At 40.5% G+C, this 18,732-nt stretch carries 18 protein-coding genes and 1 other annotated feature; all 18 genes read right to left on the bottom strand.

Annotated features, from left to right (window positions below; translation table 11 throughout):
* Nucleotides 1–120 precede the first annotated feature (120 nt).
* Nucleotides 121–783 carry a deoxyribose-phosphate aldolase gene (gene deoC, locus CFS60_RS05010; protein WP_088809588.1) on the bottom strand — a complete coding sequence of 221 codons (663 nt, stop codon included), beginning with the start codon at nt 781–783 and terminating at the stop codon, nt 121–123.
* A gap of 124 nt (nt 784–907) precedes the next feature.
* Entirely contained in the window at nt 908–1,108 is a 201-nt protein-coding gene (gene cspD, locus CFS60_RS05015) for a cold-shock protein CspD (RefSeq protein WP_007472424.1), read from the bottom strand.
* 354 nt (nt 1,109–1,462) lie between these two features.
* Complete coding sequence (locus CFS60_RS05020) at nt 1,463–2,161, bottom strand: phosphatase PAP2 family protein (RefSeq protein ID WP_088809587.1); 699 nt, start codon at nt 2,159–2,161, stop codon at nt 1,463–1,465.
* An 11-nt stretch (nt 2,162–2,172) separates the two neighbouring features.
* Nucleotides 2,173–3,141 carry a diaminopimelate epimerase gene (gene dapF / locus CFS60_RS05025; RefSeq protein WP_088816122.1) on the bottom strand — a complete coding sequence of 323 codons (969 nt, stop codon included), beginning with the start codon at nt 3,139–3,141 and terminating at the stop codon, nt 2,173–2,175.
* Nucleotides 3,142–3,211: 70 nt separating this feature from the next.
* Entirely contained in the window at nt 3,212–5,971 is a 2,760-nt protein-coding gene (gene ileS / locus CFS60_RS05030; protein WP_088816123.1) for an isoleucine--tRNA ligase, read from the bottom strand.
* Between the two features lie 258 nt (nt 5,972–6,229).
* Nucleotides 6,230–6,445: a binding site (T-box leader), on the bottom strand.
* On the bottom strand, nt 6,444–6,977 hold the full coding sequence (locus CFS60_RS05035) for a DivIVA domain-containing protein (protein ID WP_088809583.1): 534 nt from the start codon (nt 6,975–6,977) through the stop codon (nt 6,444–6,446). It overlaps the preceding feature by 2 nt.
* A 131-nt stretch (nt 6,978–7,108) precedes the next feature.
* Nucleotides 7,109–7,627 (bottom strand): transcription repressor NadR, encoded by a 519-nt coding sequence (locus CFS60_RS05040; RefSeq protein ID WP_088809582.1) that lies wholly within the window; start codon nt 7,625–7,627, stop codon nt 7,109–7,111.
* Between the two features lie 19 nt (nt 7,628–7,646).
* Complete coding sequence (locus CFS60_RS05045) at nt 7,647–8,423, bottom strand: RNA-binding protein (protein WP_088816124.1); 777 nt, start codon at nt 8,421–8,423, stop codon at nt 7,647–7,649.
* An 89-nt stretch (nt 8,424–8,512) separates the two neighbouring features.
* A complete protein-coding gene (locus tag CFS60_RS05050) occupies nt 8,513–8,803 on the bottom strand; it encodes a YggT family protein (RefSeq protein ID WP_088809580.1) in 291 nt (96 codons plus the stop codon).
* A gap of 23 nt (nt 8,804–8,826) precedes the next feature.
* Nucleotides 8,827–9,288 carry a cell division protein SepF gene (locus CFS60_RS05055; RefSeq protein WP_088809579.1) on the bottom strand — a complete coding sequence of 154 codons (462 nt, stop codon included), beginning with the start codon at nt 9,286–9,288 and terminating at the stop codon, nt 8,827–8,829.
* 20 nt (nt 9,289–9,308) lie between these two features.
* Nucleotides 9,309–9,980: a YggS family pyridoxal phosphate-dependent enzyme gene (locus tag CFS60_RS05060; protein ID WP_088809578.1), complete on the bottom strand. Its 672-nt coding sequence runs from the start codon at nt 9,978–9,980 to the stop codon at nt 9,309–9,311.
* A 54-nt stretch (nt 9,981–10,034) separates the two neighbouring features.
* Nucleotides 10,035–11,186 (bottom strand): cell division protein FtsZ, encoded by a 1,152-nt coding sequence (ftsZ, locus tag CFS60_RS05065; RefSeq protein WP_088809577.1) that lies wholly within the window; start codon nt 11,184–11,186, stop codon nt 10,035–10,037.
* A 36-nt stretch (nt 11,187–11,222) separates the two neighbouring features.
* Complete coding sequence (ftsA, locus tag CFS60_RS05070; RefSeq protein ID WP_088809576.1) at nt 11,223–12,500, bottom strand: cell division protein FtsA; 1,278 nt, start codon at nt 12,498–12,500, stop codon at nt 11,223–11,225.
* Between the two features lie 216 nt (nt 12,501–12,716).
* Nucleotides 12,717–13,508 (bottom strand): cell division protein FtsQ/DivIB, encoded by a 792-nt coding sequence (locus CFS60_RS05075; protein ID WP_088809575.1) that lies wholly within the window; start codon nt 13,506–13,508, stop codon nt 12,717–12,719.
* A gap of 35 nt (nt 13,509–13,543) precedes the next feature.
* Nucleotides 13,544–14,635, bottom strand: coding sequence for an undecaprenyldiphospho-muramoylpentapeptide beta-N-acetylglucosaminyltransferase (murG, locus tag CFS60_RS05080; protein ID WP_088838912.1), 1,092 nt, complete (start codon nt 14,633–14,635; stop codon nt 13,544–13,546).
* Nucleotides 14,632–15,999 (bottom strand): UDP-N-acetylmuramoyl-L-alanine--D-glutamate ligase, encoded by a 1,368-nt coding sequence (murD, locus tag CFS60_RS05085; protein ID WP_088809573.1) that lies wholly within the window; start codon nt 15,997–15,999, stop codon nt 14,632–14,634. Before murD ends, murG begins: the two co-directional genes overlap by 4 nt.
* A gap of 102 nt (nt 16,000–16,101) precedes the next feature.
* The gene (gene mraY / locus CFS60_RS05090; protein ID WP_088809572.1) at nt 16,102–17,076 is read right to left on the bottom strand and encodes a phospho-N-acetylmuramoyl-pentapeptide-transferase; all 975 of its coding nucleotides are present in this window, start codon (nt 17,074–17,076) and stop codon (nt 16,102–16,104) included.
* A gap of 49 nt (nt 17,077–17,125) precedes the next feature.
* Nucleotides 17,126–18,595, bottom strand: coding sequence for a UDP-N-acetylmuramoyl-L-alanyl-D-glutamate--2,6-diaminopimelate ligase (locus CFS60_RS05095; RefSeq protein ID WP_240310308.1), 1,470 nt, complete (start codon nt 18,593–18,595; stop codon nt 17,126–17,128).
* Between the last annotated feature and the right edge of the window lie 137 nt (nt 18,596–18,732).

Consider the following 18,732-nt stretch of genomic DNA (forward strand, 5'->3'; position numbering starts at 1 on the left):
TCCTTCAACGCTCCTCTTCATCATACACTAAAGCGACAATCGTTGCAACGCTAGCAATGTAAACGCATACTATTTTATTTTATAAAAAAGAAGCATGCCCGCATGCTTCCTCAAGTTATCCTAATAATCTGATGTACTCGTGCCGCCAGAAACAATAGCAACTCCCGCACTAGCGCCAATTCGTGTCGCACCTGCTTCAATCATCGCAAGAACATCTTCTTTTGTGCGTATGCCACCAGATGCTTTTACCCCAATATTCGGTCCAACTGTTTTGCGCATTAAAGTAATATCAGCTGCAGTCGCACCGCCTGTTGAAAAGCCTGTTGAAGTTTTTACGAAATCAGCTCCCGCTTTTACAGCTAGCTCACATGCACGCACTTTTTCATCGTCAGTTAATAAACATGTTTCAATAATCACTTTAACGAGTGTCCCATTCGCTGCATCTACAACGGCTTTAATATCAGCAAGAACTGCGTCATCGTTACCGTCTTTTAGTTCGCCAATATTAATAACCATATCTACTTCCGTCGCGCCGTTTTGGATAGCATCTTTCGTTTCAAAAGCTTTTACTTCTGCAGTGTTTGCCCCGAGCGGAAAACCAATAACCGTACAAACATCTACATCCGTTCCTGAAAGTGCTTCGCTTGCTAATTTTACCCATGTTGGATTGACGCAAACAGAAGCAAATTGATACTCTTTCGCTTCACTTGTTAGCTTTAAAATTGCCTCTTTGCTTGTTTCAGGTTTTAAAGCAGTGTGATCAATCATCTTCGCAATGTCCATTATTCAAAACTCCTTCGATACGTGATATCTGTATCTTAACCTAGTTTTCACTGAAATACAACGGAATAAAAAAATCTAGCAAATATTTTTATTTGCTAGATTTTTGGCTTGGTCAAACTGAAAATTATAATTTAGTTACGTTTTCAGCTTGTGGGCCACGTTGGCCTTCAACAACTTCAAATTCAACTTCTTGACCTTCGTCTAAAGTTTTGAATCCGTCGCCTTGGATAGCGCTGAAGTGTACGAATACATCGTCTCCGCCTTCAACTTCGATAAATCCAAAACCTTTTTCACTGTTGAACCATTTTACTTTACCTGTTTGCATATTTCACAAACCTCCAAAAATTTACTAATATGGCCTTTCTCAAAAAAAACAAACTGGTTCGAGCTAAACAACAAACAACCGAGTGCTTTTTTAAAAAAAATTCACATATTATAAAAAGTATTCAAATGACAAGGCGAATACCCTTTATAACATGTGAATAGTTCTCATCATTACTTCATGATACAACTTGCTTATTTTCTTATCAATATATTTATATTACATCGTTCTACTCTAAAATGCAAGTAAAAAGTAAGGCGTTTACATGATTGAAAATTCCAACCCTTTTATAAAACTTAATAAAAAAAGTGAAGCTTTCAGCATCTTTTCTGAAAAACTTCACTTCAATTTGTTTGCTTATTCTACAACACTTTTATCGTTAAGACGCCATTTTTTTAACATATCATGAAGTGGCTTGCGAACTAAGAAATAAACACCTGTCGAAAGGAAAATCGATGCCATTCCGAATAAGAAACCTCCCAATACGTCTGTCGGGAAATGAACGCCTAAGTAAACACGAGAATACATCACATAGCAAATGATAAATAGTCCTACTACACCTACAACAATTTTCAGCCACATTTGACGCACCGTGAAAATCAAAAATAGTGCTGCTAATCCATAAAACACGCTTGTTGCCGTCGCATGCCCACTTGGGTAACTATAGCCAGTTTCAGAAATCAACCAATTTACTGAATCTGGGCGAGTGCGTTCAACTAAGTTTTTGAACAGTAAATTCAAAACGACTCCGCAAAGTAAAACTGTTCCACCGAACCATAGTCCAACTACAAATTTTCTCAAAATAAATAAGACAATCACGACGATAATCGTCATCACTATGATGTATTCAGCAGAACCAAAATGGGTCAGGAATTCAACCATGTTTGTCGTGCTCGGTTTAATGTTTCCTTCCCTAATACGTTCAATCCACATTAAATCAAATTTCGCAACCCATCTTTGTTCCGATGCCACACTCATAAGTTCAATCAAAAATAGTAAAAGAGCAAATCCTCCTATGACAAAAAGTGGCAAAGCTTTCTTTCGATTTGTATTCATAAATTCTCTCCTTATTTTGTATCATTTAAAAATTGTTCCACTTCACGAACCATCTTTAGATAATTTTCCTGCTCACCCGTTTCAGAAAAAGCGGTAACTTCAAAACCATTATCACTCAACTCAAAAGTCCCAAAAGCCGTAAATGTCGCATTTCCGATAAGTTGGATGGATTTTTCATCCGCCTTCACACGAACACGTCCACCATCATTATAAACGTCAAGCACCTCATCCAGTTTATCATGGTCGATGAGTTTTTTAATCAGACTAGAGGCCGACATCGCCGTTCCACATGCATTAGTGAAGCCTACTCCTCGCTCATACGTGCGCACAAAAATCTTTTCCGGCGTAAGCTTACGAACAAAACTAACATTGACACCGTCCGGAAAATAGGGATTTTCCCCGTTCAAATAATGCGAGAGCTCCTCCTGCTTACTCGATTCCAAAACGGCCTGACTAGTAAACGTAATCAAGTGCGGATTCGGCACCGCCACCGCAGAAAAAGTCAGTTCGTCATCAAATTCAGGGATTTTTTCATTCAAAAGTTCTTTTTTCTCGTAGTTAAAAGGGAGGCTTCCTAAGTCAAACAAAACGGGTGAAATTTCGACTTGATAGGTTGGAATGTCATAGCCGAGCGATTCATTTTTCTGAACCAAAAGATCCGCTTTCATCGTTTCAACTTTCGCCTCGTTTAAGTTTGCCTTCTCAAGCAAATAACGCGCGACCGTCCGAAGACCATTCCCACACATCGAAGCTTCCGAGCCATCCGCGTTAAAAACACGCATTTTCCCAATTGTACCCGCACGCCCAGTACTCACAAATAAAATTCCGTCAGCACCACGTAGTGCATTATCGCGCGCACAAATTAAAAGCGCCAAATTAGTTCGTCTTTCATCAGACCAATTTTCGATGTCATTTAAACGTTCATCGATGATAAAAAAGTCGTTTTGTGAGCCATGAACTTTAATAAACTCTATTTTCATTGCGTCAAAACTCCTCTCACTTTTTTATTAAGGAAAAGGGAGGTCGCTAGTAACGCCCTCCTCTACTCCTTTAATAGTTTTCCGTTACAATTGTCGCACAACGTCCGCAAAGCGTTGGATGAAGCGCATCTACGCCAACATCTTTTTTCACAACGCGGCAACGTTCACATGTTTCGCCTTCTGCTACTGTGATTTCTACGGCAACATGTTCACCTTTTACGGCTTGTTCATTCGCTTTTTCTAAACCAACGACCAGTTCGAAATCCGATACAATAAAGAGCTGCGCAAAGTCACCTTGTAAGGAGTTAAATAGTTGTTCACCTTCTGCATCAACGTAAAGCGTTACTTTCGCTAGCATGGACTTCCCAATTAGTTTCTCATTTCGCGCTTCTTCAAGTGCTTTTTGGACGTCATCACGCACACGGAGGAATGCATCCCATTTTGTTACTAAATCAGCAGTATCTGCGTAATTTTGAACTTCTGGAAGATCTTCTAAGTGAATGCTAGACGATTGTTCCCCGTTTAAATGGTACCACACTTCATCTGATGTATGTGGTAAAATTGGCGCCAGTAGTTTAGCCAGAGAAGAAGCGGCTTCGTAAAAGACTGTTTGCATTGCACGACGATCCGAGCTATTTGCCGCTTCGATGTATACGACATCTTTCGCGAAATCCATGTAGAACTGGCTTAGCATAACCGTACAGAAGTTATTGATTTGATGATAAATCGTCGAGAATTCGAACTTTTCATAGCCATTACGGACATTTTGCGTAAGCTCATTCAGTTTCACAAGCATAAATTGGTCCACTTCACGAAGATCCTGAAAAGCTACTTTATCAGTTTCAGGGTTAAAATCGCTCACGTTTCCAAGTAAGAAACGCATCGTATTACGGATCTTACGATAAACTTCCGACACTTGTTTTAAGATGTCATCACTAATCCGCACATCTGCTTGATAGTCAACGGACGCCACCCAAAGGCGAACAATATCCGCACCAAGCTGATTAATGACTTTACCCGGTAAAATCGTATTTCCAAGCGACTTACTCATTTTCCGACCTTCGCCGTCAAGCGCAAAACCATGGCTAAGTACATTGCGATAAGGCGCAGCACCCGTCATAGCAACCGCCGTAGTTAAGGAAGAGTTAAACCAACCACGATACTGGTCGGAACCTTCCATGTAGAGGTCAGCCGGACGCGAAAGTTCTGGTCGACTCGCTAAAACAGCTTGATGACTTGAACCAGAATCAAACCAAACGTCCATAATATCCGTTTCTTTTGTAAATTCGCCGTTTGGACTTGATGGATGCGTAAAACCTTCAGGCAATAAATCCTTCGCTTCGCGTTCAAACCAAACATTCGAACCATGCTCTCGGAATAAATCGGAGACGTGCTTAATCGTTTCATCCGTGATGATGGGTTCCCCGTTTTCACCATAGAAAATTGGAAGCGGAACCCCCCATGCGCGCTGACGCGAAATAACCCAATCGCCGCGGTCACGAACCATATTGTACAGGCGCGTTTCACCCCACGAAGGCGTCCACGTTACATCTTGAACGGCATCTAAAAGTTCACCGCGGAATTTATTAATCGAAGCAAACCATTGCGGAGTTGCTCGGAATATAACCGGCTTTTTCGTACGCCAATCATGCGGATAACTATGCGTAATGAATTCCATTTTAAGAAGCGCGCCCACTTCTTTTAATTTTTCCGTCACCAATTTGTTGGCATCATCATAAAACAGCCCTTCAAATCCGGGTGCCTCATCTGTAAATACCCCGCGCGAATCAAGTGGAGCTAACACCTCAAGCTCATATTTTTGCCCCACAATAAAGTCATCTTCCCCGTGCCCAGGCGCGGTATGAACTGCCCCAGTACCAGCGTCTGCTGTCGCGTGCTCGCCGTTAATAACAAGCGAATCGCGGTCATAGAATGGATGTTTCGCCACAACGCGGTCAAGTTCAACGCCGCGAATTGTTTTTTCAATGGTTACATCCGTCCAATCAAGTTGCTCTTTTAAGGAATCTACAAGTGCTGCTGCAACCACATATTTTTGCCCGCCAGTGTTCACAACCGCGTAGTCTAAATCTGGGTTTACCGTAATCGCCATATTAGCCGGAATCGTCCACGGTGTTGTTGTCCAAATGATAATTTTTGTGTCATTATCTAAGACACCTTTTCCATCTTTAACATCAAAAGCCACATAAATGGAGGCAGATGTTTTATCCTGATATTCGATTTCTGCTTCTGCTAGTGCGGATTCGCTTGAAGGCGACCAGTAGACCGGTTTTTTACCTTTGTAAATATAACCTTTTTTCGCCATATCGCCAAAAACTTTAATTTGCTCTGCTTCATATTCCGGTTTTAGCGTAATGTATGGATTATCAAAATCACCGCTAATCCCAAGGCGTTTAAAGCCTGTGCGCTGAATATCAACTTGCTTATACGCGTACTCTTCACAAAGTTTACGGAACTCTGCAACCGTCATTTCTTTACGTTTAACCCCTTTTTTGGTTAAAGCTTGCTCAATCGGCAAACCATGTGTATCCCAACCAGGTACGTACGGTGAGCGGAATCCAGCCATAGATTTGTACCGCACAATGAAGTCCTTAATCGTTTTATTCATGGCGTGTCCCATGTGAAGTTCCCCGTTCGCATACGGCGGTCCATCATGCAAAATATAAGTCGGACGTCCAGCATTTTTTTCTTGAATTTTATGGTAAAGATTTTCACTCTCCCATTTTGCTTGCCATTCTGGCTCCTTATTTGGTAAATTTCCTCGCATCGGGAAAGCTGTTTTTGGCATTAATAATGTGTCTTTGTATTCCATTTTTATTTGGCTCCTTTAAGATTTGTATATTTTTTGTGGATCAACGCAGGGCTTTGCCCAGCCTTGTATTGGAACTCTAAACGCTGATGCGTTAAGAGTTTTGTGGATCAACGCAGGGCTTCGCCCAGCCTTGTATTGGAACTCTAAACGCTGAAGCGTTAAGAGTTTTGTGGATCAACGCAGGGCTTCGCCCAGCCTTGTATTGGAACTCTAAACGCTGAAGCGTTAAGAGTTCCAACAAAAAATCTCCTCCCTCAAAAAAGGGACGAGATTATCGCGTTACCACCCTTGTTGACAGGAATTTAATTTCTTGCCCACTCGTTCCAATAACGCTTGGCGGCGCTAGTTCTTACTGGATTCGGAACTAGAGATTCCAGAGTGATTTCTATTTTCCGTCCAATTTCAGTCTCACACCGTCACTGAATCGCTTGGATTGGGTTAGAAAAATATACTTGTCTCTTTCAACATCTATTTAGTCAATATTTTCTTCTGAATCGGCATCTTGTACTTCTTTGATGGATTTTAATTCTGTTGCGTCAACATCATATTCCATCATTTGTTGCCAATCGTCACTTTGGATTAAATCCATTTGTGCTTCTACAAGTAGGCGAAGTCTTTCGCGGAAAACTTTGGATTGGCGTTTTAAATCTTCAATTTCAATCGCAATTTTACGTGCTTTTGAAAGAGAGTCAGCTAAAATTCGGTCTGCGTTTTTCTCTGCTTCACGAATGATTAATTTTGCTTCTTTTTCAGCAGATAGTTTCACTTCTTCGGCAGCTGTTTGCGCAACGATAAGTGACTTATTTAAGGTTTCTTCAATGTTTGTAAAATGACCTAAACGCTCTTCGTTGTTGCTAAGCGAATCCTCCATACGTTTCTTTTCTTTAATTACTTGCTCATAATCTTTGATGATTTGATCAAGAAAATCATTGACTTCATCTTCATCGTAACCTCTAAAACCACGGGTAAATTCTTTATTATGTATGTCCAGTGGTGATAATGGCATAGCTAACACCTCCATGCAAATTATAAAAACAGTTTTTAATTTTTTCTTTTAAATAGCTTTTCTGTAAAAATAGCCTAATATAAATTACATTTTACCATAAAGACCTTCGTTTTCATAGTTTTGTGTCAAATTTATTGAACTAGTATGCCTAAACGTCCTAACGCTTCAATAGCTTCATCTAATTGTTCGTCTGTATCTGCTTCAATTGTATGCAAATGAATACCATTAGTTAGCCCTGAAAGCATCATTGCGTTTGTTGCTCCGAGACGCCTAATAAATTTTTCAACATCAAAACGGTTGTTTAAATGTAACGACGCAACGATTTCTCCGTAAATGGGGTGTTCCACAATGACATCAATAATGGATACTCCATAATCAACAAGCGTGTTAAGTTCCTTTTCCGATTCTCGTTTCGTATGTTGACAAGCAATCACTCGCCTTGGCCGACTGCTCTCTGATACGTATAAATAGCCTTGTGGTGTAGAGATAACTGGTGAATTTGTTGCACGAAGAAGAGAAATATCTTGTACAATCACTTGGCGACTGACGTTTGTTCGTTTGGCTAGTTCTGCACCAGAAATTGGCTCGTCTGCTTCCATCAGCCATTTTGAAATCGATTTACGACGTTCCTCACCTAGCATTTTCTTCATTGGCACACCTCTTTAATTTTTATTTCAAAAAACCGATATCCATGCGAATTTTATCTTTTCTTGTTCGTCCATGTATATACAAAAGTTTAATTCGACCGTATCCGCGGACGGATAAGATGTCTGCTTCCTCACAATCAAAATCTGGATTCTCAACAACTTTCCAATTCACTTTAACAAGTCCTGCTTGAATCATTTGTTTCGCTTTTTGCCGTGATAAATGTAGGGCATTAGCTACCACACTATCTAAACGAAGACTTGGAACTGTAATCATTGTTTCTTCCCAGACTGGTTCAATTTGTAACGCCGCATCAAGCGGTAGCTTTTCAAGCGTAATATTGACTTTCCCGATTTTATCAAGTTGACTTGAAACATAATTTTCCATTTCTGAATCTACAAAAAATTGCCATTCCTCTTCTAAATTGACTATGTCACCAAAAATCTCCCTTTTTATTCCGAGTGACATAAGTGTTCCTAAAATCTTTTGATGCGAAAGCGTCGTGAATTTTACTGGGTAGCGAATATGGAAAAGCGCGATGTTAAAATCATCTATTGTTGGTGTGTAATAATCTGGATAGATGAGTGCTCTTTTCCGTTCTGTAACAGGCGTTCCGCCGAAAAACTTCACTTCAATATTTTCATAACTGCCCACTATCGTTTGTACGATAAAACGTTGTCGTGGATCTAAAAAGTCGGTTAGTTTCGGCGTATATTCATCTGTTACTTGCATCGTAATTTCTAATATTTGGTCAATAAAAGCATGTTCTTCCCCGCGAAAATGTTGATAAATCCCTTCCATTCGTACTCTCTCCTCTTTTTTAAACGCATATACATTTCATTATACCATGGATTTATAACGAACAAAAAAAGCCATGCCTAAGCATAGCTTTAAAATAACAATGGTAATACATATTTATAAATTAAATTTGTTAACACCGACATTGCAAATTGGAATGCAATAAAGGCAACAAGTGATGAGATGTCAAAAATACCAATTGGCGGTATAATCCTTCTAAACGGTTCTAAGATTGGTTCAAAGATTTTTCCTAGAAAACGTCCGATTTTAGATTCACGCGCTCCTGGGAACCAGCTCATCAAAAAGTAAACAAACATTAAAGTTGGCAAATAGCGAATGATAAACAAGATTACTTGCACAACTTGATATAAAAACAGTTCCAAAAAGAGTCCACCTCTCTAGTTACTTACATGAAGTCTTGTTCTTCTAACATTTCGGAAATAGATCCATCTACGTCCACATTTTCAGGTGTACATAAGAAAATATTATTTCCAATGCGCTGAATATCTCCGCCAAGAGCATATACAGTCCCACTTAAAAAGTCTACAATCCGAATCGCCTGATCATGGCTAATTCGTTGTAAGTTTACAACTAGTGTTTTATATTCTTTTAAGTAATCCGAAAGTTCTTGTGCTTCTGCATAAACACGAGGTTCAGCTAACACTACTTGACTAGAAAATTGCGCACCTTGCATACTTACCACCTTGTTGTTTTCAGATTCTTCCACTGCTCGGAATTTATTCTTAGCTGCTTTTTTTTGTACCATTGGTTCAGGCTCCTGTACTTTTTTTGATGTTGGTTCTTCGTAGTATTCTTCTCCATCTTCATCTAAAAAGAAAAAAGATTTAAATTTGTTTGAAAGTCCCATGATTTTTTGCACCTCCGTAATTAGTCGTTCACCAAAGCTCTACCTACTCGAATATGTGTAGCACCTTCTTCTATCGCAATCATGTAGTCATTCGTCATTCCCATCGATAGTTCCTTACATGGTACACGGTTTAAACCGAGCTTTTGAATGTCTAGTTGCAACTGCTTTAATTCGTGAAATACTTGATGTAACTCACTCACATCTTCCGTAAGTGGTGCCATAGTCATTAAACCAATAATTTCAATATTCTTAAAATCCGTCTCTTTCAAGAAACGAACAGCTGCTTCCCTAGTAAAGCCATGTTTTGCTTCTTCACCAGAAATATTAATTTGCAAGAAGCAAGGTGATGATTTTGTTGTACGTTTTTCAATTTCTTTTGCTAAACTAGGGCGGTCTACAGAATGAATGATGTCCACTTTATCCACTATGTCACGCACTTTTCGCGTTTGCAAGGAACCGATGAAATGCCAGACAATATCGGGCAAATCCTGTAAGGCCTCAAATTTTTCTAAAAAAACGTCCGCCCGGTTTTCACCAAAATTCCGTAAACCTAACTCGTATAGCTCTCGTATTCCAGCCACATCGATTGTTTTCGTGACTGCCACCAGATGGACATCATTAGTACGTCCAACTTTTTGGCAGGCTGCTTCAATATTTGATTCAATGTGACTAAGATTGTCTTTTTTCGTCATGATTACCTACACCTTTTTATGTGGATTCCCACTTTATCCGCGGTTTAAACGAAATTAGCTTCTGCGATTTCGATTGCGAATGAAGGCTGGCACATCAACATCGCCGTTATTCGTTTCCACAGCTTGTTTAGGTTCCGCAACTTGCGGTTCCTCATGCTTCACTTCTTGTGTTTCATTGGCTGCATAGTTTGGACGATTTACTTGAATTTGTTGCCCGGCAGCTGGACGACGGTTTTTCATCTCCGCTTGTTTCGCTTCATCAAATCCTGTCGCAATTACAGTCACAATAAGTTCATCTTTTAATTCATCATTGATGACTGAACCAAAAATCATATTGACTTCTGGATCAGATGCGCTTGATACAATTTCAGCTGCTTCTTGAACTTCATACAAGCTTAAGTTTGAGCCACCTGTGATATTCATTAGCACACCTTTTGCTCCATCAATTGATGTTTCAAGAAGTGGAGATGAAATTGCTTTTTTAGCGGCGTCTGCGGCACGATTTTCACCTGTCGCGATACCAATTCCCATGAGGGCAGATCCGCGGTTTGTCATGATGGTTTTTACGTCAGCGAAGTCTAAATTGATTAGCCCTGGGACAGCAATTAAATCCGAAATACCTTGAACGCCTTGTCGTAAAACATTATCAGCTTCACGGAAAGCTTCAAGCATTGGGGTGTTTTTATCTACAATCTGCAAGAGGCGATCATTTGGGATAACGATAAGTGTGTCTACCGCTTCTTTCATCGCTTCAGTTCCAGCTACAGCTTGCTTCGAACGTTTTGGTCCTTCAAAGCCAAACGGACGAGTCACAACACCGACAGTAAGAGCGCCCATTTCTTTTGCAATTTGTGCAATAACAGGGGCTGCTCCTGTTCCTGTCCCGCCGCCCATTCCAGCAGTGACGAAAACCATATCCGAGCCTTTTAATGCTTCTTCAATCATTTCGCGACTTTCTTCCGCAGCTTTCTTCCCGATGTCAGGAACAGCTCCGGCTCCTAGTCCACGCGTTAGCTTTGTGCCAATTTGTAATTTAATTTCTGATTTTGCTAAATTAAGCGCTTGAGCGTCAGTATTCACAGCAATAAATTCAACACCTTGAACACCGTGTTCAATCATGCGGTTAACAGCGTTATTTCCGCCACCACCGACACCAATGACTTTAATCGTCGCCAAGCTCTCAGAATTTGTATCAAACTCTAACATATTTTTGCCTCCTAGTTTCACGATTTCCGATATATTTTATTCGAAAAAGGCTCCAAAAAAGTTTTTCATTTTCGTTGTTACCTTTTCATCTTCTGTTTTCTTTCGCTTCGGCTGTTTCGTAGCTCTTGCTTGCGTTTTTTCCTCTACTTGCTCCTCTGTATCGCTGCTTAAATCTCGGCCATCAAACTCAGCTAAGTTATAAGCATACTGGATTAAACCGACCGCTGTCGTATAAGCAGGATCGCGTACACCGATATAATCTGGCATCGCGAGTCTAACGTGCCCACCTAGTGTTTTAGCCGCTAGTTCGAGGGAGCCAGGTATGCCAGAGCCGCCGCCAGTTAAGACAAATCCGCCCGGCAATTGGGTGAAACCAGCTTGTTTTAAGCCGTCTAGTGCGAGTAGGAAAATTTCTTCCATGCGAGCCTCGATGATGTCGGCGATTTCAACTTGCGTGAAATGTTGCTTCTGGTCAGAACCAATCACATCAATCGCAAAAATTTCGTCCGCTGAAGCTTCGTCATAAAAAGCGTAACCGTGCTCTAATTTAACCTTCTCCGCATTTGTCGTAGAAGTATTTAGACCAAGAGAAAGGTCTTTTGTGACATTATCTCCGCCAACTGGAATGACAAACGTATAAACTAATTTGCCATGTTCAAAGACGCTGACAGTCGTTGTGCCGGCACCGACATTAATTAATGTTGTGCCAAACTCCAAATCGTCTTCCGATAATGAAATTGCTGCTTCTGCTAAAGGTTGCAAGACGATTTCTGTAATTTCAAGTCCTGCTCGCTCCACACATCTCAGTGTATTATGTAAAATTGTTTTTGAGCCTGTTACAAGTGTTCCTTCCATTTCAAGTCGAACACCACTCATGCCGCGGGGATCTGTAATGCCATCAAAACCATCTACAACGAATTGTTCTGGAATTAAGCTAATGATTTCTCTTTCAGCAGTAAGCGGTATCACTTGCGCTGCATCCATCACATTCCATACGTCTTCAACAGTAATTTCAGGCTTGTCACTGCTTACAGCAACAATGCCACGCGCTTCTAAAAGCGCTACTTGACTCGCGACAATGCCAACAATGACTTGCGAAATTTCAACGCCAACCATGCGTTCAGCTTGACTAATTGCTTTTTTTATAGATTCAACGGCTTTATCGATATCAATAATAATACCTTTTTTAATTCCCTGTGCAGGAACATCTCCAACACCAATAATGTTAAGACGTTCGTTTGCCATTTCGGCAATAATGACCTTGATTTTGGATGAACCAATGTCAAGGCTCACATAAATTTCACTTTCTCCCATTTATCGGCACCTCCTTTTATTCATTCATATATTTTCCCAAAACGGGGTTGTTTTCTCTATCCTGTTTTCTATTGTTAGCTTCGAGTTCACTTATTTACAGTCTACACTAACAAAACATGTAATTAAAGCACAAAGAACAATTTTTGACTATTTTTTTGAATTTATTTTTTCAAAACTCAAAAAACGCGAACAAACGCTCGTAATCAAGCCTTAATTCTAATCTTTTTTCTGTTCTTCTGACTTTTTCGCTTCATTTTGTTTATAGTAACTTTCAAAATAGGCGCCTACTTCTAAATTAATGACACCTTTTTGTCCTTCTTGAAGCTGGGCTACAATAGACGGATAATAACTCATTTTTTCTGCAAAAGTAGGGATTGTTGCGGAAACTTGATTGCCATCATTCATGTAAAGCACAATATGTTCGGCATCGCTTTTTTTAGGGTCTAAATGGACTTCTGAAATGGCTCGTATGACTTCTTCTGGCAATTGATTCATTTGCTCGACCATGTCTTTTAGTACCGTTCCATTTTTAAAGCCGACATATAAAGCGCGGTTTCCAATTGGAAATTTTTGGGCATTATCATTTAGAATTTTGCCATTTTCTAAAATATCGTAGTACATGCCGTCTTTTTCCATATAGCCTACCGTTTTATATTCGGTAATTTTTAATTTTAAGTTGCGCAGTCCATCTTTTTCAACAACTGCCTTTTTAATGAGTTCTTGCTTCTCAAGTTGCTTTTCCACTTTGCTATTGTTAACAGCAATCACAAAATCGCTTGAGTCAACGCCACTTGCTTGTCTGATTTCATTCTCGGTCAATTGGCGATTTCCTGAAACATAGATTTGATCAACCTTGCTGAAAGGGGATAGAAAATAAAGGGTAATCAGGATTAAAACGGCAAAGAAGCCTACCAATATAGCGAGATGACGAATAAGTTTCTTCTTGCGATAACGTTTTAGTTCAGGAATTTTATTTTCGATTGAGATAATTTTTTTGTTGTCCGTCATATTCGCATCTCCTTTCTATTGTTTTCATCCCTTTTTTATTTAATTAGTTGCACAACCACATCAACAAGACGTTCTGCTGCGTCAGGTACTCCGAGCTCTTTAGCGGCGTAAGCCATTTTGTTTAACTTGGTTTCATCTACCATAATCGCATCGACTTTTTCCATTAAATTAGCTTGGGTTAATTCTTCTTGCGTAATGACGATACTGGCGCCATTTCTTTCTAAAGAACGAGCGTTATTCTCTTGGTGATTCGCCGTCACGTAAGGGCTCGGGATTAGAATACTTGGTAGACCTAATGCTGTCAGCTCGGCAAGCGTCGTCGCGCCGGCTCTTGAGATGACGAGATTCACAGAGTTTAAAACAGCGGGCATATCATAGATAAAGGGTTGCACGCTAATGGTATTTGGTAAATCCATTGTGGCTAGCTTATCTTTTATTTTTTCGTAGTGCACTTCACCAGTCACATAAAGGAGCTGGTAATCTTTTTCACACCACGCGGGTAAAATTTGCTCGACTGCCTCATTAATTGCTTTCGCTCCCCTACTTCCGCCAAATGCAAGCACAGTTTGTTTGGCAGAATCTAAGCCGTATGCCGAAAGAACAGCGGCATCTTCTGTGCGGATGACTTCTGAGGCGCGCGGATTTCCGGTGAAAACAATTTTTTCAGAAGCAAAAGAATCGCTCACTTCTTCAAAACAGATTGCCACTTTATCCGCATACCGACTTAAAAACTTATTCGTCAGACCCGCGACACTATTTTGCTCATGTATGACAGTTGGAATGCCTAACTTTGCTGCCGCATACACGACAGGTCCGCAAACATAACCACCCGTACCAATTACACAATCTGGTTTAAAATCACGCAAAATTTCCTTTGAGCGCGTAACGCCCTTTAGAAAGCGTGTTATCGTTTTGATATTTTCAAAAGAAAGCGAGCGTTTAAAACCAGTGATTTCAATGGCTTCAAACGGAATGTCTGCATGCTTCACAATATCAGATTCCAGCCCCTTTTCTGTACCAATGTATAGAAATTCGGCGTCTGGATATTCTTTTTTACATTCTCTTAGGAAAGCAAGCGCCGGATAAACATGGCCACCCGTACCGCCTCCGCTTAATACGATTCTCATTGTTCCACCTCATCTGTCAATTCTTGAATAGCATTCATATAGGCGTTGCCACGCACTTCAAACGTGCGGTACTGGTCCCAACTTGCACAGGCTGGCGAAAGCAAAATGACGTCGCCGGGTCTTGAAACCTTGAAGGCAACTGGAACGGCGTCCTCAACATTTTTCACGTAGTGGACATCAATCTCGACTTCTTTTGCAATGCGTGCCATTTTATTTGCTGTTTCGCCAAAGACAACAACGGCTTTAACATTTCTTAAAAATGGTTTTAATTCATCAAATTCATTGCCGCGATCAAGTCCGCCGGCAAGCAATATCACAGGCTGTTTAAACCCTTTAAGCGCGCTTTGAGTTGCAAGAATGTTCGTTGCTTTTGAATCATTATAAAATTTTCTGCCGAGTAGCTCAGTGACAAACTGCGTCCGGTGCTCCACACCTTTAAAGGTTTCAAGCACATGCATGATGGCTTCATTCTGTACGCCAATCGTCTTCGCTACCGCAATAGAAGCGAGAATATTTTCCAAATTATGTTCGCCCGGAAGTAAAATATCATCGCGCTTCCCAATTTCTTCCTCGCCAAACATCAACATGCCGTTCTGCACATAAGCCCCTTCTGAAAGCCTTTGGGTGGTTGAAAACGGGATGATCTTAGCCGCCGTTTTTTTCGTCAAGTGGATAAGTTCTTCCTGGTCCCAATTGATGACTAAATAATCATCTGCGGTTTGATTTTTTTGGATTTTCCACTTGGCAGCCACATATTCCTCACGCGTATGATGATAATCAAGATGGGCTTCATAAATGTTTGTAATCACTGAAATTTGCGGACGGAATGTATCAATTCCCATCAATTGGAAAGAGGAAAGTTCCATCGTAATGTATTGGTCACTTGTTGCTTTTTCTGCCACTTCTGACGCGGGGAAACCGATATTCCCTGCAAGAAGCGACTTGTTTTTTTCCATTTCATTTAACATGTGATGAATAATGGTCGTTGTCGTTGTTTTACCATTCGTTCCCGTAATGCCAATGATAGGCGCATCTGAAATTTGGTAAGCAAGTTCAACTTCTGTTAAGATAGGCAATTTCAAGCGTTCTGCTTTTGCAATCATCGGGTTATTATATGGAATGCCTGGATTTTTCACAACCAGTTCAAAGCCTTCATCAAGTAATTCTGTTGGGTGGCTGCCGCAAATGACTTTGATTCCTTGTTCAAGTAAACCTTGTGCTTCTGGGTTCTCACTAAAAGGTAGTTTGTCGTTGACTGTTACGAATGCGCCCAATTTATGAAGTAAACTTGCTGCACTAACACCACTTCTGGCTAAACCAAGCACAAGTACTTTTTTGTGATGGTATTGACTAATATTTTTCATAAAAATTTCCCCCGTTTTTTAAATGCTTAGAAACGACCGAAAGCGCCAACTAAAACTGGTTTTTAAAACCGTTTAGAGACGCCTTATGCCGCAAATTGCGGCCTATATAATAACAAGTAGTACGGCTAAAATGCCCGCTACAAGTCCTACTGCCCAAAAAGTTAAAACAACGCGCCATTCGCGCCAGCCAACAAGCTCAAAATGATGATGAATTGGCGTCATTTTAAAAATTCGTTTTCCGCCTGTCGCTTTAAAATAGGCGACTTGTAACATGACAGACGCGGTTTCGATGACGAAGACGACACCGATTAAAAGGAGCAACCATTCGTGTTTTAAGAGAATCGAGACGGCTGCAAGTGCCCCGCCTAGCGCAAGGGAACCTGTATCACCCATAAATATTTTCGCTGGGTTTTTATTAAAAAGAAGAAAACCTAACATGCCGCCAACAACAGCAAAACAGAAAAGCGCTACTTCCATTTGGTTTTCGTAAATCGCGATAATCCCGAACGCGAGAAACGCGATGCTTGAAAGTCCTGAAACGAGCCCGTCTAAACCATCTGTTAAGTTGACCGCGTTTGAAAAGCCCACGAGCCAGAACAAAACAAACAGCAGGAAAAACCAGCCAATATTAATTTCTGTGCTTGTAAAGGGAATCGTTAATGTGTCTGGGTAACCGCTCAAATGGTAAATGATATAAAAGAGCAGCGAGATAGCTACTTGACCAAAAAACTTTTGTTTAGATGTTAAGCCAAGATTACGTTTTTGTACTACTTTAATATAATCATCGAGAAATCCTAGTGCCCCGAACAGTAGCGTCACTATCAAAATCAGCCATGTTGCAGATGTAAAATCTCCACTTATAACAGATAGAAGCACATAGCTAATTACAATAGCCGTTAAAAAGACTATCGCGCCCATCGTTGGAGTCCCGGATTTTTGCGCATGCAGTTTCGGGCCTTCCTCACGAATGCTTTGACCAAATTTTAGCTTCACTAAAAATGGGATAAATATTGGTACGAAGGCTACTGTTATGATAAAAGCAACCGCTAATGCTGTAATTAAAAAGTATAAAGACACAATTTTTTCTCTCCAATCTTTTTTTCCACTCTAAACTGTTACTATTGTATTAAAGTTTTTGTTTTTTTTCAATAGCTTCTCTAGCGACAACGCGGTCATCAAAATCATGTTTTTCTGTACCGATGATTTGATAATCTTCATGCCCTTTTCCCGCAATTAAAATCACATCGCCGGGTTCTGCTTCGTTTATAGCATATTCAATGGCTTCTTGGCGATTCACACGCACCTCATAAGACTGGCCTTCCACGCCTTTTAGCATGTCCGAAATAATCGACATTGGCTCTTCCGTACGTGGATTATCTGATGTGAAAACAGGATTGGTTGCATATTCTGCTGCGATTTTCGCCATTTTAGGACGCTTGCCTTTATCGCGATCTCCCCCACAACCGACTACAACAAAAATGCGTTTTTTGGCAAATTCAGAAACGGTTTGTAACACGTTCAAAAGTCCGTCTGGTGTGTGTGCGTAATCAACAATGACTGGGAAATCTTGTCCGGCATGGACTAACTCAAAACGACCGGCAACACCTTTTATCGTACAAATTGTTTTCATAATTTGTTGCAGCGGAATTCCGCTAATATAACAAGTTGCGATGGCCGCTAACACATTATAAATACTAAATTTACCAATCATTTGAATGTGAACCTTTTCGCGTCCTTCTGGAGAAAACAATTCGAAAGTGGAACCTTGACTCGTAATTTCAATATTTTGTGCTTGGAAATCTGCCGTTTTATCAATACCATATGTAATTACATGTGCAGCTGTTGCGGTTTTCATCGTGTCAAAAACCGCATCATCCACATTTAAAACCGCCATTTTCGGATGACTTTTCGAGTAACGATTGCCCAGTTGCGCAAAAAGAAGACTTTTCGCATAGGCATATTCTTCCATTGTTTTGTGATAATCTAAATGGTCTTGCGATAAATTCGTAAAGACCGCAACATCATAATCCGTGCCGTAAACACGTCCTTGCACAAGCGCGTGACTGGATACTTCCATGACCGCAGATGAGACGTCTCTTCTTTTCATCTCGGAAAAAACACGCTGTAAAGTCAGACTATCTGGCGTTGTATTTTTCGTTTCAACTGTTTGATTCGCAATGCGCATGTACATCGTACCAATTAATCCCGTTGTTTCGCCTGAATCGCGCAAAACCTGCTCCACCAAATGACTTACAGTTGTCTTGCCATTTGTGCCAGTGATGCCAATGAGACGCATCTTTTGACTCGGAGAACCATAAAAACAATCCGCAAGAAGCGCCATTCCACGTTTTGTATCCCGAATAAGGACAACCGGAATCGAAACGTCTACTGGCTTTTCAGCAATAATGGCTACCGCCCCGTTTTGTTCCGCAACTTGCGCAAATTGGTGTCCGTCTACAACTTCGCCATCAATACAAATAAAAAGCGTGCCTGCTTCGACTTCGCGGCTATCTTGTGCAATTTTGGTGATTTCCATATTTAAATCCGCCTTCGACTCATAAAGCGGCAATATACTGAGCAACTCTTTTAACTTCAAAATGTCCATCTCCTTTAGCGACATTTTCCCGCACTTTGCTAAGAGAAAAAATATCCTTTTCTATCTTAGCAAAAAGCAAGAAGCATTTCCATAGGGTAAAATGAGTACATGTCTCAGACAAAAATGGCTTATTTGTC

Origin of the sequence: Listeria sp. ILCC792 (genome assembly GCF_900186135.1) — a bacterium.
Lineage (GTDB): Bacteria > Bacillota > Bacilli > Lactobacillales > Listeriaceae > Listeria > Listeria goaensis.

Coding starts and splice junctions, on each gene's coding strand:
- deoC (WP_088809588.1), bottom strand. CDS start 783: ATGGACATTGCGAAGATGATTGATCACACTGCTTTAAAACCTGAAACA.
- cspD (WP_007472424.1), bottom strand. CDS start 1,108: ATGCAAACAGGTAAAGTAAAATGGTTCAACAGTGAAAAAGGTTTTGGA.
- CFS60_RS05020 (WP_088809587.1), bottom strand. CDS start 2,161: ATGAATACAAATCGAAAGAAAGCTTTGCCACTTTTTGTCATAGGAGGA.
- dapF (WP_088816122.1), bottom strand. CDS start 3,141: ATGAAAATAGAGTTTATTAAAGTTCATGGCTCACAAAACGACTTTTTT.
- ileS (WP_088816123.1), bottom strand. CDS start 5,971: ATGGAATACAAAGACACATTATTAATGCCAAAAACAGCTTTCCCGATG.
- CFS60_RS05035 (WP_088809583.1), bottom strand. CDS start 6,977: ATGCCATTATCACCACTGGACATACATAATAAAGAATTTACCCGTGGT.
- CFS60_RS05040 (WP_088809582.1), bottom strand. CDS start 7,627: ATGAAGAAAATGCTAGGTGAGGAACGTCGTAAATCGATTTCAAAATGG.
- CFS60_RS05045 (WP_088816124.1), bottom strand. CDS start 8,423: ATGGAAGGGATTTATCAACATTTTCGCGGGGAAGAACATGCTTTTATT.
- CFS60_RS05055 (WP_088809579.1), bottom strand. CDS start 9,288: ATGGGACTTTCAAACAAATTTAAATCTTTTTTCTTTTTAGATGAAGAT.
- CFS60_RS05060 (WP_088809578.1), bottom strand. CDS start 9,980: ATGACGAAAAAAGACAATCTTAGTCACATTGAATCAAATATTGAAGCA.
- ftsZ (WP_088809577.1), bottom strand. CDS start 11,186: ATGTTAGAGTTTGATACAAATTCTGAGAGCTTGGCGACGATTAAAGTC.
- ftsA (WP_088809576.1), bottom strand. CDS start 12,500: ATGGGAGAAAGTGAAATTTATGTGAGCCTTGACATTGGTTCATCCAAA.
- CFS60_RS05075 (WP_088809575.1), bottom strand. CDS start 13,508: ATGACGGACAACAAAAAAATTATCTCAATCGAAAATAAAATTCCTGAA.
- murG (WP_088838912.1), bottom strand. CDS start 14,635: ATGAGAATCGTATTAAGCGGAGGCGGTACGGGTGGCCATGTTTATCCG.
- murD (WP_088809573.1), bottom strand. CDS start 15,999: ATGAAAAATATTAGTCAATACCATCACAAAAAAGTACTTGTGCTTGGT.